The following is a 15,828-nucleotide window of genomic DNA, read 5'->3' as shown; positions in this document are numbered from 1 at the left end:
TGATTATTTCTTTATTAATTTCATTTTCTCAGCAATCTTTCTCGCATTATCATCAGATTGTTCAAGTTGAGTAATGATGTTGTTAAAATCATTCTCTTTTCTGTTCTGAGAAAGTTTTTGTTTGATAAATATTTCGGTTGGAATAACTTTAATCCCAAAAGCACCTTTCATTTCCTTTTCTACAAATTCTTTTCCCATGTCTTTCACCATCATTGGACATTGCTGAAAACTTTCATATTTGGACGTTAATTTATCCAAATGCGCATACAGTTCATCATGATTCATTATTTCAACTTTTCCATAAATCTGTACGGCCTCATAATTCCAGGTGGAAACATTGATATGATCATACCAGCTGCTGGATATATAAGTATGGGACCCTAAGAAGTCACAAAGAACTTCATCACCATTTTTTAAGGCTTTGGCCTGAGGATTTGCTCTTGAAATATGAGTTTCAATATAGGCATTTTGAGGATCATCTTCATTAAGCATCATCATAGAATGGGTTGCCCGTATCTTATCAACAGAAGAAATCAGTAAAGCAAAAGAATTTTCTTTGATGATCTTTCGCATCACATCAAAATCTTCACTTCTATATAATTTGGGTATAAACATAAACTAATCAATTCTCATTAACCTTAACCTTAACCTTAAACTTTGAACTCAAAACTTTGAATTAAAATAGCTCTCCCGGATTTTTAGGTCTTGTAATATTCAAATGTTTGTAAGCTTTGTCAGTAACTTCTCGTCCTCTCGGAGTACGGATAATAAACCCTTCCTGAATCAGAAACGGTTCATACACTTCTTCCAGTGTTTCCGGATTTTCAGCAATAGATGTTGCCAGGGCAGAAATACCAACCGGTTTTCCTTTAAAGTTTTCAATCATGACACGCATGATCTTATTATCCATTTCATCCAGACCAAATTCATCCACATTTAAAGAGTCTAAAGCATATTTTGTAATCTTGATTTCAATTTCACCATTCCCTTTGATCTCAGCAAAATCCCGTACTCTTCTCAGTAATGCATTCGCAATCCTTGGTGTTCCACGGCTTCTTCTCGCAATTTCGATCGCTGCATCTTCATAAATAACTACGCCTAAAACCCTTGCACTTCTTTGAATAATCATAGACAAAAGCTCAATAGAGTAGTATTCCAGTCTGCTTTGAATTCCGAATCGGGCAAGCATTGGCTTTGTAAGCATACCACTTCTTGTTGTAGCACCTACGAGAGTAAAAGGATTCAGTCCTATCTGTACACTTCTGGCATTAGGACCTGTTTCCAGCATGATATCAATCTTGTAATCCTCCATTGCAGAATACAGGTATTCTTCTACTACAGGAGAAAGACGGTGAATCTCATCAATGAAAAGAACATCATTTTCTTCCAGATTAGTCAGTAAACCAGCTAAACTTCCAGGTTTATCCAATACAGGACCTGAAGTAACCTTACAGCTTACCCCAAGTTCATTAGCGATAATATTGGCTAAAGTGGTTTTACCAAGCCCTGGCGGACCATGTAATAAAACATGATCTAATGCTCCGCCACGTCTTTTTGCAGCGGTAACAAACACCTCAAGGTTCTCCAGCGTTTTTCTCTGTCCCGCAAAATCCTTAAAGCTCTGGGGACGGATCTGTTCTTCCTGCATCAGCTCCTCTCGTGAGTAGTTTTCCTTATCTGGATGTAAAAAATCTGGCATTAATTCATTTCATTTACTTCAAAGATAGCAAATTTAGACAAAGGTTGAAGGGCAGATTGAGAAAACGTTGAGATTGACAGAGAGGTTTAAGCCCCGGCTGAAAATGAGAACAGCTAAGATTTAAATAATTGGGATATTTTAAGTATTTTTGAGAGAAGAAATTATTAATAAAAATTAATAAAATTTTCAATGTTTAGAAAAAGAGTACTGATATAAAATTGAGTCGGCTTGAATCTAAACAACGCATTAACTTTAAACTAATGAAATTAATAGGACCATTTAAGCAGGTGGTAACGCTTGCTAACTTACCATTAAGAGGAAAACTTTCCGATGAACAGCTGGAAATTATTGTAGACGGAGGAATTGTAGTAGATCAGAATACCATCCGGAAAGTCGGAAATTTTGAAACATTAAAAACAGAAAATCCTACCATAGAAATCGAACAGATTGAAGGAGAACAGATTGTTCTTCCTGCTTTTGTAGATTCACATACCCACATTTGTTTCGGAGGAAACCGTGCGAATGACTTTGCCATGCGTAATGCAGGAAAAACCTATCTGGAGATTGCAGAAAGCGGTGGTGGAATCTGGAGTTCCGTGCAGCATACAAGAAATGCTTCAGAAGAAGAACTATTAAAAACTTTAGGAGAAAGAATCAATTTTTTGCTTGATCTCGGAATTACCACCATTGAAGTGAAGAGTGGTTACGGTCTGGATGTGGAAAACGAGCTGAAGATGCTTAGAATTATTAAAAAAGCACAGAATGTAACCAAAGCCACTTTAGTTCCAACCTGTCTTTCAGCCCACTTAAAACCAAGAGATTTTGAAGGAAGCAATCCCGAATATCTGGAATATATCATCACCGAAGTTTTACCAAAAGTAAAAGAAGAAAGCTTAGCGAATAGAGTAGATATCTTTATTGAAAAGTCTGCTTTTCAGCCGGAAGAAAGTAAAGAATTCTTGCTTAAAGCAAAAGAATTAGGCTTTGAAATTACGGTTCACGCAGATCAGTTTACCCCTGGAAGTTCAAGAATTGCTGTGGAAGTAGGAGCGAAGTCTGCAGATCATTTGGAAGCAACAATAGATGAAGATATTCAGTTTCTGGCAGAGTCTGATACGGTGGCAACAGCCCTTCCGGGAGCAAGTTTAGGATTGGGCGAGAAATTTACTCCCGCAAGAAAATTATTGGATGCAGGAGCTATTGTAGCCATTGCTAGTGACTGGAATCCGGGATCTGCCCCAATGGGAAATCTCATTACCCAGGCTTCTATTTTAGCTACTTTCCAGAAACTAACTACAGCTGAAGTTTTGGCAGGGATGACTTTCCGTGCTGCTTATGCCCTTAATCTTGAAGACAGAGGACAATTGGAAGCAGGAAAAAAGGCAGATTTTGTCACTTTCAAAACCAACAATTTCCAGAATGTACTTTACAATCAGGGAAGCTTGAACGCAGAACATGTGTACATTGATGGTAGTCAGATTTAAAATTATAAATTAACCATACTTTGTTATTGAATGAGAAGATCATAACTATTTCATTCAATGACATACAATAGGCAAATGACTGAATAATGAGTAATATTTGGCAAGGCAGATTGGACGGAGAAGAACTTCTCTATCACAGATTATTTCAAAGAGTAAAAGAAGAACGTAATTACGACAATATTTCTACAGGAGATTTTGCATTGCATGGTTTTGCTGTAGATGAAGGAGTAAGGAGAAATAAAGGCCGTCAGGGAGCGAAAGATGCTCCGGATGTGATCAGGAAAAATATGTCTAATTTTCCGGTAATTCTTCCTGACTTTTCAATGCTTGACTTTGGGAATCTTACCTGTGAGGATGGTAATCTTGAAAATACCCAGAATAATCTTGCCAAAAATGTCTCAAAAGTACTTTTGAAAGGAGGAAAATCTCTTGTTTTGGGTGGAGGTCATGAGGTAACTTACGCTCATTATCTAGGTGTTAAAACAGCCTTTCCGGAACAAAAAATTGGCATTATTAATATCGATGCTCATTTTGATAACAGACAGCCGGAAAATGGAGTAGGACCAAGCTCAGGAACCGGATTCTGGCAGATTGCTCAGGAAGGTCCTATCAATTCTTTACATATTGGAATTCAGAGAAACTCCAATACTTTGAAACTTTTTGATACGGCTCATCAGTATGGGATGAAATATATCCTGGCAGACGAATTATTTTTTGAAAATCTTACATCTATCTATCAACGTATTGATGAGTTGCTGGAGAGCGTAGATTATGCCTATCTTACCATTTGTATGGACGTCTTTAATGCTTCCGTGGCTCCCGGAGTCTCAGCTGCAGCATATAATGGTATCTTTGCAGATGCAGCCTTTATGCATTTTTACAAACATATCTTAAAAAATAAAAAATTGGTGGCACTGGATGTGGCAGAAGTTAACCCTTCTTTTGATATCCAGGACAGAACAGCAAGACTGGCAGCATGTCTTGTGAATGAATGGCTAATGATGTAAGATAAAGTTATATTCTTCCGATAGAGAAAATCATTATTTTATTGACCCTTAAGGAATGGAATTTGCTCATTTCACCGTGCTTTTAAAATAAAAGCGCTCATAAATTCATTAGCTGAATTTAAAACAGAAATTTATATTATGGAACAATTAATTGAAAGCAAGCTTATTAAAGCAGATAAAGCGTTTTCAGTGTGGAGAAAAGTGCCGTTTGAGGAAAGGCAGAAGTTAATTGCAAAAGCAGCGGAAATTTTAAAGAATAATTCGGAGAAATTTGGGAAAATAATTACTACAGAAATGAATAAACCCATTTCAGAATCTATTGCTGAAGTGGAAAAGTGTGCTTTAATGATGAATTATTATGCTACTGCTGAAAATATATTAAAACCAGAAAAAGTTGATTCAGAATTTGCTTATTCTGAAGTTCATTATGCTCCGAAAGGGGTAATCTTAGGTGTAATGCCGTGGAACTTTCCTTTTTGGCAGGTGCTGAGATTTGCTACTCCTGCAATTTTAGCTGGAAATACAATCGTTTTGAAACATGCTTCAATTTGTTTCGGAAGTGGAAATGCCATTGAAGAAGTTCTTCTGGAAGCTGGTTTTCCTGAAGGTATTTTTCAAAATCTTGAAGTAGGACATAAAGCGGTAAAAGAAATCCTTGAACATGATGCTGTAAAAGGAGTAAGCCTTACAGGAAGTGGAAAGGCAGGAGGTGAAGTGGCTTCAATTGCTGGTTTAAATATTAAAAAATCTTTACTTGAATTAGGAGGAAGTGATGCTTTCATCATTTTTGATGATGCAGATCTTGAAGCTGCAGCAAAAGCAGGAGCAAAGTCCAGACTTCAAAACTGTGGACAAACCTGTACTGCAGCAAAAAGATTTATCATTGATGAAAAGATTGAAGATGCATTTTTACCTATATTCATTGAAGAATATAAGAAATATGAGATCGGAGATCCTTTGGATAAAGAAACCAAACTGGCAGGGATGGCAAGACCGGATCTTGCTGATGAATTGGAAGCTCAGTTCAACAGAGCATTGGAAAACGGTGCTGAAATCATTATTCCTTTAGAAAGAGTTTCTGAAAATGAATTTAAACCAGGTTTAATCAGAGTTCAGGAAGGAAATCCAATTTTAAAAGAAGAACTTTTCGGACCTCTTGGAATGGTTATGACTGCAAAAACTAATGACGAGGCTTTACAGATGGCCAATGATATTCCTTTTGGACTTTCCAATTCTGTATGGACTAAAGATAGAGACCGTCAGTTATTCTTCATTGAAAATCTTGAATCTGGAACAGTCAATATCAACCGTATGACAAGTTCTGATCCACGTTTTCCATTTGGAGGATCAAAAGCTTCAGGATATGGAACAGAACTATCCTTATTAGCTTTAAAAGAATTTGTTACAGCTAAGACTATTGTTGGTAACTAAATTAGGTATCATGTCATTCCGGGGAAACGAGGAATATCTGAGATTCTTCACTTCACTCCGTTTCGTTCAGAATGACAAACTACCGTTTAAAAGTTAACAGTGTACTTTTACATAATAAATAAAAACTCCCGAAAATCAATTTTCGGGAGTTTTTTTATGCTTTGACAAAAAGTAATTTTGCTTATTGCTTATTGCTTATACCGTAGTCAATCTCAATGTATTCGTTTTTCCACCTTCATAGGATGGAGTAGCATTGATGTTGATTACGAAGTCTCCGGTTTCAATATAACCATAGTTGTGCGTCAGCATATTGACCTGAATGATCGTTTCGTCAGTAGATTTTTTCATATCATAGTAATAGGCATGTACACCCCAAAGAAGGTTCAGCATGGTAATTACTCTTCTGTTACCACTATATACAATGATGTGAGAGTTTGGTCTGTGTGCTGCAAGCTGGAAGGCTGTATATCCTGAATGAGTAAGGGTTACAATAGCAGAAACGTTGGTTGTTTTAGCAATTCTTACTGCTGCAAGACAAACCCTGTTGGTAATGAATCTTTCATCAATACAGTTATAATCTTTCTCGATAGGCTCATTTTTGTGTTGGTAGAAATGAGTAGTTTCGATATTCTTTACAATTTTAGCCATGTTTTCCACAACCTGTACCGGATATCTCCCTACAGAAGTTTCTCCGGAAAGCATTACGGCATCAGCTCCATCCAATACAGAGTTCGCAACGTCATTTACTTCCGCTCTTGTTGGCGTTAAGCTGTTGATCATGGTTTCCATCATCTGGGTAGCAATAATTACCGGCTTGGAATAGAATCTTGCTTTTTCTACCAGGTTTTTCTGGATCGCAGGAACTTCTTCCATTGGAACTTCTACTCCAAGATCTCCACGTGCAACCATTAATCCGTCGCATTCAAGAAGGATTTCATCAATATTTTTAACACCTTCAGGTTTTTCAATCTTCGCAATAATAGGAGTCTTGAATTTACCGTTCGGATGGTTGGCAATTAATTCTTTCAGGTCAATAATGTCCTGTGCGTGACGTACAAAAGAAAGAGCAATCCAGTCTACCTCCATGTCAAGCATGAAATTAGCATCCTGAACATCTTTTTCTGTCAATGCAGGAAGAGAAACATTTGTATTAGGAAGATTAACTCCTTTTTTAGAACTCAACGGACCTCCCTGAATAGTTTTTGCTTTTACAGTATCTTTTTCATTGGTTTCGATAACCTCCAGCATGAGTTTCCCATCATCAATAAGGATTCTTTCCCCTACTTTTACATCCTGCGGAAACTGTTGGTACGTCATATACACCTTGGTGGAATCTCCCTCCATCTTTTCATTGGTGAAAGTAAGAATATCACCCGGATTCAGGTAAGACCCTTCTTTTACAACTCCCACTCTCAGCTTAGGTCCCTGAAGGTCTCCAAGAATTCCTACAGAATAACCATACTCATTGTTTAGCTCTCTAATTATTTCAATATTTTTTCGAACTAAGTCGTAATCTGCATGTGAAAAATTTATTCTGAAAATATCAACACCCGCTTTCATTAAATCTAACATTACCTCCTTCGACGATGAAGCAGGCCCTAGTGTTGCGATAATTTTTGTCTTCTTTAAATACTTATTCATAATACTGGATAATTTGATAAAGTTCCTCATCAGAACTCAGTGTATAATCTTGAATTGGAAACACAAGATTTTCAGGGAGCAAAATTACGGAAAAATCAGGAAACTGTTCCGAACTATGCAGAATATATTCCACATCTACCTGATTATTTAATAAAAATTTAATGTTTTCTTCTTCTGTAAAGAGTTCTGTCTGAATTTTTTTTTGCTTACTTTCAGAAGATTTATTGGAAATGAAGGTAAAACAGGTCTTCGTATACTTGTGGTACGCTTCAAATCTTGGAAAAAAATAATCATAATAACCTCCATGAAAGACAAGATCTTTCTTCCTTGAAAAATTGAGGTTGTTGATTTGATTTATTTTGTAGAAAAACTCGTGAGCAGGTACATCTTTGGCTAATCTTACCAATCCTATGGCAATATCTTCAAATTCTATATCATCAAGATCATAAAGTTTTTGAATTTCCAAGTATATTTTCTTTTTTGTTTAAAATATAAAATGCCCTCTGTGCTGCTTTTTCCTCTGCTTTCTTCTTGGAAGTCTCTGTTGCATTAGCAATTTTCTCGTCTCCCAGCCATACATGGCACCTGAATACGACAGATTTATTAGCCTGTATTTCCTCGCAGGTTTCGTATTTTATATTGACCTTCTTCTTTTGGCTCCATTCGAGCAGGAGACCTTTATAACTTACAATTTTGTTTTCAAGCTTATTGATCTCGGAAGGGGTCAGCAATTTTTCCAAAATAATCCTTTTGCAGGCATCATAATGGAAGTCTAAATAAACGGCACCGATTAAGGCTTCAAACAAATTTCCAGAGATATTTTCTCCCAAAGCTGATGAGCTGTTTTGCTTTTGCAAAAGGCTGGTAAGCTTGAGATCTTCTCCTAATTTATTGAGGTTTTTCCTATTAACAATCTTAGATTTCATTTGTGTCAGATATCCCTCATTGGCTTGAGGATAAGTCTGGAACAAATGACAAGAAATAATTGTACCCAAAACAGAATCTCCCAAAAATTCAAGTCTTTCGTAATTGCTGTCTTGATTTTTAGAAGAATTTTTCAAAGAAAAAGCTTCGCGGTAAAGAGCGATATTCTGTACCTCTGTACCCAAAACTTTTCTAAGCTCGGTACTGAGAAAATATTCTCTCTCCGTTAATTGTCTTTTTCTTTTTTTGAGAAGGAATTTAGAAAAGTATTTCTGTAACTCCATTCATTGAATTTAGATTTTCTTAAATAGAACGCAAGCGTTGTGCCCGCCAAATCCAAAAGTATTGCTCATGGCTACTTTTACATCTTTCTTAACAGCTGTATTGAACGTAAAGTTCAGTCGGCTGTCAATATTTTCATCATCAGTAAAATGGTTGATGGTTGGAGGAACAGTACCATGAATAATAGTTCCCAATGCAGCGATAGCTTCAATAACACCTGCAGCACCTAAAAGGTGGCCTGTCATTGATTTTGTAGAATTAATCTGAATGTCATAAGCATGCTCGCCTAATAATTTTGAAATTGCATTGGATTCTGCGATGTCTCCTAATGGAGTAGATGTACCATGCATGTTGATATGATCTACTTCATCAGCAGTTAAGCCTGCATCTTCCAAACAGTTTTTCATTACCAGATAAGCACCAAGACCTTCAGGATGTGGAGCTGTCATGTGATGTGCATCAGCACTCAGACCTCCTCCCAGTAATTCTGCATAAATTGTAGCACCACGTTTTACAGCGTGCTCGTATTCTTCAAGAACGATACATCCTGCTCCTTCTCCTAATACAAATCCATCTCTGTCTTTGTCAAAAGGTCTTGAAGCTGTTTTAGGATCATCATTTCTTGTAGAAAGTGCCATCATTGCGTTGAATCCACCGACACCACTTGCTGTAACGGCTGCTTCAGAGCCTCCGCATACAATCACGTCTGCTTTTCCTAACTGGATCAGCATTTTGGAATCAATTATAGCATTTGCTGAAGATGCACACGCAGATACAGTCGTATAGTTTGGCCCGTGGAATCCATATTCGATTGAGATATGTCCGGGAGTGATATCTGCAATCATTTTTGGGATAAAGAAAGGATTGAACCTCGGAATTTCCGTATTGGCCCATCCTAAAACTTCCGTTTCAAAAGTCTCTAATCCTCCGATTCCGGAACCCCAGATTACACCAACTCTGTTTTTATCTACATTGTCTTCAATAATGCCGGAATGCGTTACAGCTTCTCTTGCTGCAACAAGTCCCAATTGAGTATTTCTATCCATTTTTTTAGCCTCTTTCTTATCGAAATGCTGTAACGGATCGAAATTTTTTACCTCGCAAGCGAACTTTGTTTTAAAGTTTGTGGCATCAAAAAGAGTAATCGGAGCGGCACCGCTCTCACCTTTCACAAGATTTTCCCAGTATTCTTTTGCATTATTTCCTATTGGTGTTATTGCTCCAAATCCGGTTACAACTACTCTTTTTAATTCCATAAACTTTGTTTAATTTCTTTTGTTGAAGAATATTATTTATTTACTACTTCTTCGATGTAAGCGATAGCGTGTCCTACAGTAGTAATTTTTTCAGCTTGATCATCAGGGATCTGAATGTTAAATTCTTTTTCAAATTCCATGATTAACTCAACTGTATCTAGTGAATCAGCTCCTAAATCGTTAGTGAAGCTAGCTTCAGGAGTTACTTCTGTTTCTTCAACGTCAAGCTTATCAGCGATGATAGCTTTTACTCTTGATGCAATGTCTGACATAGTAAATTATTTTTTTAATTGTTAGATGGTGCAAATATATAAAATTCTTTACGATAAAACATTTTTTTAGTCTTTTTTGTGGACCAGAAGCTTTTATTTTAGATTGTTTTGCTTTAGTCTTTTCGTTTTCAGGTGGTTATATTGCTGTTGCTGCAAAGGTGTAAATTGTCATGGTGAACTAAGAGATATATCACACAAATTTCATTATTAATAGCTTTGTATTCTATGGAGGGTAGTGTATTTATGTATAGTTATCACCGAAAAGGTCTTAAATCTGTGGCTTATGGTCAATTTTTGTAATTTTTTTTAACCATAATATAATATTAGGCACATTGTTGTATAATGTTGATTTTAGTGTTTCCTTTATTATATAAGCTCTAACAGTACTTGTCGTTGCAGGACTACTCCCATTAAAGGTCTTCTTCTAAATGTATTTGAATATATCCTCCTTACTGTAGACAATACACAGATTCAAAATAAAATTTAATGATTATAGAGTTTTTGATAAGAGTTGAATTCCCAAATACAAGTGTGTTTATTTTCTTTCTGTTGCATTCTATTCAGATATATATCTGCTATTATTTGTACCTCGATTTATCTGCTTTTTTTGACACATTTTACATTGAAATTTTAAATTATTTCTATAGACGTAGATATAATTAATTTTTAATTCTGTAATTTTTTTTCTGAGAGATAATTTCAGAATTTGTCTAATATTCCCAAAGCCTTTGCAGATACTTGACGGTTTAAAATTTTAATTCACATAAATGAGAGTACGTTTGTAACAAATGTATTTAATTGTTATTTTTATTAAAAAAAAACTCACAATCAGTGGAATACTTTAATTTTTTTTTAATACTTTTAGAAAAGTTTTGATTTAAGTTAAATTTTTAATTGTGATTGAGTGCACGCAGTTTAAATTAAGAATGATCTTTAAAGAAAACTAAAAAACATTACAAAATATTAAATTTTTACACTATGAAATTAGAAAGTTTAAACAGCGAGAAATTTGGTAAGTATTCAAAAAACACTTTGGAAATCACTGAATTAATTAAAGGAGGTTTAGCAGGCAACACGAGCACATCAAGTTCTGTAACCAATGAGAGTACTTTTGATACTGATAGCGCATGCCCAGATTGTGAAAAGGATCCAAATGGAGGAACAAATGTTGGCTTAGAACCTGGCTTCGGTCTTGGTAGGTCAGCTAAATAATTTTTAAATTATCCAGCCTTAAATATCTAGCTTATTTAATATAGTTAGTATTTAAGGCTTTTTATTTTTAATAGTAAAAATAATTTTAAGTTGAAAAAAACTATTTTAATATTAAGTCAAAAATCTGATATCTCTACTAATAGAGTAATTGATTATCTGATAGCTTCTCAAAAAGACTTTTACAGGGTAAATGTAGATTCCGACAGGCTGATTGATGTACGATTGGATTTCGAAAACGGAGAAGTGACAAAATTTATACTTTATTTTGAAAACAAAGAACCTCTGGATTTAAATGATGTCTATTCATGTTGGTACAGGAGAGGCGGTATTCCCATGTTTCCTTTACCGGAAATGAAAGATATATATGAGTTATTTAAAAGTGAAAAAGTATCACTTAAATCAAGAGAACATCTGTATGCAGAGTCCCGTGAATTGCATGAATATATACATTGGTATATAGAGAACAATACAGAGAAGATTATTGGAAGTCAGTCAACCGCTCATATTAATAAATTAAAGCAGCTTAGCCTGGCGAGCAGCTGTGGCTTGCCAATTCCTGAAACTAAGATTTTAACCAATTTTAAAAATACAGCGAGAGCTAAACTTATAACTAAAAGTATCCAAGACATTCTTCATGCCCAGGATGAAGTCAATAGATATATGTATTTTACTGAAGATGTTCCGGCAGATGATATGAATGATTCTATCCAATTTTATCCTAGCTTATTTCAACACAAGATTGAAAAGGAATATGAAATCAGGATTTTTTATCTTCATGGAACTTGTTATAGTATGGCTATTTTTAGCCAGTCTGACGCTAAGACCCAAACTGATTTCAGAAAATACAACTTCGAAAAACCCAATCGGAATGTTCGCTATAAATTACCTGTTGATGTGGAAGAAAAAATAATTTCATTCATGCATAAGATAAATTTAAATTGTGGTTCACTCGATTTAATATATACAAAAGGACAATATTATTTTTTAGAGGTAAATCCAGTAGGGCAGTTTGGAGCAGTGTCTCAATCATGTTCTTATAATCTGGAATCAAAAATAGCAGAGTATCTATCTAATTAATTTTCAAGATGACAAAACTACCATACGTATATAAATATTTAACCAAAATAAAATTAAATATTGATAAGAAAAAACAAGAAGCATTTCCAATAAATGATTATGATAGCACCTATTGTGTGCCCGAAGGAGGGGCAAACAAACCTATCAGTAAAATTATTGATTTAAAAAAACTAAATGAAGACATCAACCTGAAAACTAAATAATGGATTATACAATTTTAAAGGATAAATTTTTACAATTATACTCAGTATGTCTTATGACAAAAGGTGTGAAAAGATCTGTGATCGTAGATACCCAAAGAGAAGAATGGTATCATATCCCAAATTCTTTACATACTATTCTTTTAACCTATAATAACCAAAAACTAGAAAAGCTATTCGATGATTTCAAAGGGGAAGAAGAGGTTTTAGTGGAGTACTTGGATTTTTTATATGAAAATGATTTGATATTTTATTCTGATTTCGCAGATAACTTCCCATTGCTGGATAATTATATTGAAAGTCCTTCAATCATAGAAAGTGCTATTATTGATTTTGACAGCAGTTCGCAAAATTTACAGCATCTTGAGGAAATATTTTCTGATCTGGAATTGCTTGGGTGTAAAAACTGTCAGTTCAGATTTTTTCATTCCCCATCAAAAGCAGAAATAATTAAAATTGTGACACTTCTTAGCCACTCAAGAATTACTTCTCTGGATTTTATTATCAAATATGATGAATCCTATAATGTTGACTTTTTAATAGATTTAACTAAACAGCACTTAAGAATTAAAAGTGTTTTTATTCATTCAACTCCTTTTAATAAAATAGAAGTCATTAATTCTGAATATTTCTCATACATGGGAAATGTGGTTTTTATTATGCAGGAAATTAAAGATGAGACGCACTGTGGTAAAATCTCTACTGAATATTTTACGACAAACTTTAGGATGTTTAATGAATCCATAAAATACAATTCATGTCTGTACAAGAAAATTGGTGTAGATACCAAAGGTAATATTAAGAATTGTCCAACATTGGCATCGTCTTATGGTAATATAAAACAAGAGAGATTAACTGAAATTGTAATTAAAGAATCATTTTCTGATATCTGGAATATTAATAAAAACCAATTGAATACTTGTAAAGATTGTGAATACAGAAATATATGCAGTGACTGTAGAGGGTTTTTAGATGAAAGCCAAATTCACAGCGCAAAACCTGCTTTATGTAATTATGATCCTTACCATAATGTCTGGCACGAATAATGAAAAAAATAGCACTTAATTTTATTTTTAAAAATGAGGAGCATGTTATCGAACGAATGTTAAACAGTAATTTATATTTAGCAGATTTGGTAGTGTGTGTAGATACGGGATCAACAGATAATACGGTAGAGGTGATTCAGCGGTGGGCGGAAGCAAATAAAAAACAATTGTTTATATTTTATAAAGCTTTTGATTACTTTGACAGTTGCCGCAATTTCGCTTTACATAAATTAAAAGAAGTTATTAATACACTGGGATGGGACGAAAAGAAAACTTATGGATATTGGCTGGATTGTGATGAAGTTGTGGTACATAAAGATTTTAATAAAAATGAGCTGACGGAAGACTCATACCTGAGCAAAGCGCATTTAAATGGTGACGTCTTTTCAAGATTAACATTTTTCAGAACAGATATTCCTTTCTTTTGGGATGGCCCTGTTCATGAATATTTAAAGTGTGATTCAGCATTTACGTGTGCCGTAATTGAAAACTTTGAAATCAACGTTTATAACGATGGTAACTCATGGCAAAGCAATTTGACAGGAAAATATTTAAATCACGCAAATATATTAGAAAGACATCTGGAGAAAAGTGATATAAGCGATAGTGCGCGATGGCTTTTTTATTTGGCTCAAAGCTACTATTTTTCAGCATTGTTTACATTTAATAATGATGACCGTATCGATAAATTAAATAAGGCATTAAAAGCATATCAAGAGAGAATTGCTATTGCAGATAGCGGGTACAGTGAAGAAATATTTTATTCACATTATACGATAGGGCGTATCTTGAGCTTATTAGAAAAAGATTGGGATATTGTCTTACAGGAATATACAAAAGCTTATGATATTGATCCTGTAAGAGCTGAGCCTGCATACAAAATCATTTGTCATTATTATGACAATGAGGACTATGCGTTAGCTTACAAGTATTCGAAAAAGTTTCTAAACTTATATCATGGTAAAAGTCCATTTCCTCAAAGATTATTATTTGTTGAATTAGAATTGTATAACTGGAAATTACTATATAAACATTTGAGAATTTGCATAAAAATAAGCCATATGGATGAAGCAAAAATTGTTGCTGAAAAGCTGAATGTGCTAATTGATGATAATCCGGAATGGTTTGATTCAGAATCTCTTAATGATATCAATGAAGTGAATCACTTTCTAATGTATTTTTAGCACGGGTTTTCTGCGAAAGTCTGTAAAAAAAAGTTCAATAATTAAAACATTTTTTAACTTTTTTATATTAAATATTTTAGGTAAAATACTAAAAATTAAAACTGTATTTTTTTTCGAATTCTATTAGCATCGAAAAATTCTATAGATTTATCATATAGTAGTAAATATGCGAAGCTATTTTTCCTATTAAAAAAACTACCAATCACTATGTTAAACCGAATATTTCTTCTTCTATTGATGAGCTGTGTTTTTACTTCCGCACAAACTCATCGTTTTATTTACGAATTACAATTCAAAATAGATTCAAGCTCTACAGATTACATTAAAACCAATATGGTTTTGGATATTAATCCCAAGGATGTCAAATTTTATGAATATAAATTCCTTAGGATGGATTCAATCAATAAAGCTAATCAGAATTACCGCTTTCGAACATGGGGTTTTCAAAATATTATTACACGGGAGCGTAATTCCTTCAAAAATAAAAACTTTGAAAATTTGGATGATTTGTTTGTTTATCAAACAGATGATTCAATGAAATGGAATTTAAGCAATGAAACAAAAATGGCAGATCAATATCTTCTGCAGAAAGCTACTACATTTTTTGGAGGAAGACTTTGGACGGCTTGGTTTTGCAAAGAAGTTCCTTATAATGAAGGGCCTTATAAGTTTAGAGGATTGCCTGGGTTAATATTTCAAATTTATGATTCAAAAAGTCAGTTTAAATATAACATGTTGCAGTCAAAGTCATTGGATGCTACCTATGATACGAGCGGTTTTATAGAAAACTATGCAGGAACCAAACCTTTAGAGGTTAGTGAGGAAATGTTTCGGAAAAAGAAATTAGAAAAATTCAATGAGCCATTTAAAGATTTTATGGTACAGTTTGATAAGCAGCCGGATGCACAATATTTTTACAGAGGTACTCAAATTACAAGTAAAGATCAACTGAAAACCTTTGAAAGACAAGCACAGGATGAAATGATGAAAGAAAACAATCCGATTGAAATTAGCAAGGTAATCCGTTATCAAAAAAAATAATTACATAACTATTTGTTAATTAAATGAATGAGGTTTTGTTGCGGACTATGTAATGCATACTCCGAATAATAA

At 34.2% G+C, this 15,828-nt stretch carries 16 protein-coding genes; 9 read left to right on the top strand and 7 right to left on the bottom strand.

Going from position 1 to position 15,828, the window contains the following annotated elements; all coding sequences use genetic code 11:
• Positions 1-3: 3 nt before the first annotated feature.
• The gene (locus tag DDF69_RS02950) at positions 4-615 is read right to left on the bottom strand and encodes an FMN-binding negative transcriptional regulator (RefSeq protein WP_114819457.1); all 612 of its coding nucleotides are present in this window, start codon (positions 613-615) and stop codon (positions 4-6) included.
• Between the two features lie 61 nt (positions 616-676).
• Positions 677-1,699: a Holliday junction branch migration DNA helicase RuvB gene (gene ruvB, locus DDF69_RS02945; RefSeq protein WP_114819456.1), complete on the bottom strand. Its 1,023-nt coding sequence runs from the start codon at positions 1,697-1,699 to the stop codon at positions 677-679.
• A gap of 260 nt (positions 1,700-1,959) precedes the next feature.
• Here ruvB and hutI point away from each other — a divergent pair, with 260 nt between their 5' ends.
• From hutI to DDF69_RS02930, 3 genes are all read left to right on the top strand, one after another.
• On the top strand, positions 1,960-3,183 hold the full coding sequence (hutI, locus tag DDF69_RS02940) for an imidazolonepropionase (protein WP_114819455.1): 1,224 nt from the start codon (positions 1,960-1,962) through the stop codon (positions 3,181-3,183).
• Positions 3,184-3,269: 86 nt separating this feature from the next.
• The gene (hutG, locus tag DDF69_RS02935) at positions 3,270-4,190 is read left to right on the top strand and encodes a formimidoylglutamase (protein ID WP_114819454.1); all 921 of its coding nucleotides are present in this window, start codon (positions 3,270-3,272) and stop codon (positions 4,188-4,190) included.
• A gap of 138 nt (positions 4,191-4,328) precedes the next feature.
• Positions 4,329-5,621: an aldehyde dehydrogenase family protein gene (locus tag DDF69_RS02930; protein ID WP_114819453.1), complete on the top strand. Its 1,293-nt coding sequence runs from the start codon at positions 4,329-4,331 to the stop codon at positions 5,619-5,621.
• 195 nt (positions 5,622-5,816) lie between these two features.
• On the opposite strand, the gene pyk is transcribed toward DDF69_RS02930, so the two are convergent.
• The 5 genes from pyk to DDF69_RS02905 are packed head-to-tail and all read right to left on the bottom strand — an operon-like array spanning position 5,817 to position 9,996.
• Positions 5,817-7,262, bottom strand: a complete 1,446-nt coding sequence (pyk, locus tag DDF69_RS02925; RefSeq protein ID WP_062675798.1) for a pyruvate kinase — start codon at positions 7,260-7,262, stop codon at positions 5,817-5,819.
• Entirely contained in the window at positions 7,255-7,728 is a 474-nt protein-coding gene (locus tag DDF69_RS02920; protein WP_114819452.1) for an IPExxxVDY family protein, read from the bottom strand. The genes pyk and DDF69_RS02920 overlap by 8 nt, the downstream gene beginning before the upstream one ends.
• A complete protein-coding gene (rnc, locus tag DDF69_RS02915; RefSeq protein ID WP_114819451.1) occupies positions 7,706-8,470 on the bottom strand; it encodes a ribonuclease III in 765 nt (254 codons plus the stop codon). Before rnc ends, DDF69_RS02920 begins: the two co-directional genes overlap by 23 nt.
• A 9-nt stretch (positions 8,471-8,479) precedes the next feature.
• Entirely contained in the window at positions 8,480-9,724 is a 1,245-nt protein-coding gene (fabF, locus tag DDF69_RS02910; RefSeq protein WP_114819450.1) for a beta-ketoacyl-ACP synthase II, read from the bottom strand.
• Positions 9,725-9,756: 32 nt separating this feature from the next.
• The gene (locus DDF69_RS02905) at positions 9,757-9,996 is read right to left on the bottom strand and encodes an acyl carrier protein (RefSeq protein WP_002976354.1); all 240 of its coding nucleotides are present in this window, start codon (positions 9,994-9,996) and stop codon (positions 9,757-9,759) included.
• Positions 9,997-10,974: 978 nt separating this feature from the next.
• Here DDF69_RS02905 and DDF69_RS02900 point away from each other — a divergent pair.
• The 6 genes from DDF69_RS02900 (at position 10,975) to DDF69_RS02875 (ending at position 15,756) form a co-directional block, all read left to right on the top strand.
• Entirely contained in the window at positions 10,975-11,208 is a 234-nt protein-coding gene (locus DDF69_RS02900) for a hypothetical protein (protein ID WP_114819449.1), read from the top strand.
• 90 nt (positions 11,209-11,298) lie between these two features.
• The gene (gene gwsG / locus DDF69_RS02895; protein ID WP_162800863.1) at positions 11,299-12,285 is read left to right on the top strand and encodes a grasp-with-spasm system ATP-grasp peptide maturase; all 987 of its coding nucleotides are present in this window, start codon (positions 11,299-11,301) and stop codon (positions 12,283-12,285) included.
• 8 nt (positions 12,286-12,293) lie between these two features.
• Entirely contained in the window at positions 12,294-12,488 is a 195-nt protein-coding gene (locus DDF69_RS02890; protein WP_114819447.1) for a hypothetical protein, read from the top strand.
• Positions 12,488-13,531, top strand: coding sequence for a grasp-with-spasm system SPASM domain peptide maturase (gene gwsS, locus DDF69_RS02885; RefSeq protein WP_114819446.1), 1,044 nt, complete (start codon positions 12,488-12,490; stop codon positions 13,529-13,531). Before DDF69_RS02890 ends, gwsS begins: the two co-directional genes overlap by 1 nt.
• A complete protein-coding gene (locus tag DDF69_RS02880; protein ID WP_114819445.1) occupies positions 13,531-14,715 on the top strand; it encodes a glycosyltransferase in 1,185 nt (394 codons plus the stop codon). Before gwsS ends, DDF69_RS02880 begins: the two co-directional genes overlap by 1 nt.
• Positions 14,716-14,922: 207 nt before the next feature.
• Entirely contained in the window at positions 14,923-15,756 is an 834-nt protein-coding gene (locus tag DDF69_RS02875; RefSeq protein ID WP_114819444.1) for a GLPGLI family protein, read from the top strand.
• Positions 15,757-15,828: the final 72 nt, after the last annotated feature.

The sequence above is a fragment of the Chryseobacterium sp. KLBC 52 genome (assembly GCF_003347605.1).
In the GTDB taxonomy this organism is placed as follows: Bacteria; Bacteroidota; Bacteroidia; order Flavobacteriales; family Weeksellaceae; genus Chryseobacterium.
The sequence above is the reverse complement of the archived record's forward strand: the minus strand, read 5'-3'. Positions and strand labels throughout refer to the sequence as shown.

Bases quoted from the DNA above. Each gene is read 5' to 3' on its own strand.
- DDF69_RS02950 (WP_114819457.1), bottom strand. From the start codon at position 615: ATGTTTATACCCAAATTATATAGAAGTGAAGATTTTGATGTGATGCGA.
- pyk (WP_062675798.1), bottom strand. From the start codon at position 7,262: ATGAATAAGTATTTAAAGAAGACAAAAATTATCGCAACACTAGGGCCT.
- gwsS (WP_114819446.1), top strand. From the start codon at position 12,488: ATGGATTATACAATTTTAAAGGATAAATTTTTACAATTATACTCAGTA.
- DDF69_RS02880 (WP_114819445.1), top strand. From the start codon at position 13,531: ATGAAAAAAATAGCACTTAATTTTATTTTTAAAAATGAGGAGCATGTT.
- hutI (WP_114819455.1), top strand. From the start codon at position 1,960: ATGAAATTAATAGGACCATTTAAGCAGGTGGTAACGCTTGCTAACTTA.
- DDF69_RS02930 (WP_114819453.1), top strand. From the start codon at position 4,329: ATGGAACAATTAATTGAAAGCAAGCTTATTAAAGCAGATAAAGCGTTT.
- fabF (WP_114819450.1), bottom strand. From the start codon at position 9,724: ATGGAATTAAAAAGAGTAGTTGTAACCGGATTTGGAGCAATAACACCA.
- DDF69_RS02890 (WP_114819447.1), top strand. From the start codon at position 12,294: ATGACAAAACTACCATACGTATATAAATATTTAACCAAAATAAAATTA.
- hutG (WP_114819454.1), top strand. From the start codon at position 3,270: ATGAGTAATATTTGGCAAGGCAGATTGGACGGAGAAGAACTTCTCTAT.
- rnc (WP_114819451.1), bottom strand. From the start codon at position 8,470: ATGGAGTTACAGAAATACTTTTCTAAATTCCTTCTCAAAAAAAGAAAA.
- DDF69_RS02905 (WP_002976354.1), bottom strand. From the start codon at position 9,996: ATGTCAGACATTGCATCAAGAGTAAAAGCTATCATCGCTGATAAGCTT.
- ruvB (WP_114819456.1), bottom strand. From the start codon at position 1,699: ATGCCAGATTTTTTACATCCAGATAAGGAAAACTACTCACGAGAGGAG.
- DDF69_RS02900 (WP_114819449.1), top strand. From the start codon at position 10,975: ATGAAATTAGAAAGTTTAAACAGCGAGAAATTTGGTAAGTATTCAAAA.
- DDF69_RS02875 (WP_114819444.1), top strand. From the start codon at position 14,923: ATGTTAAACCGAATATTTCTTCTTCTATTGATGAGCTGTGTTTTTACT.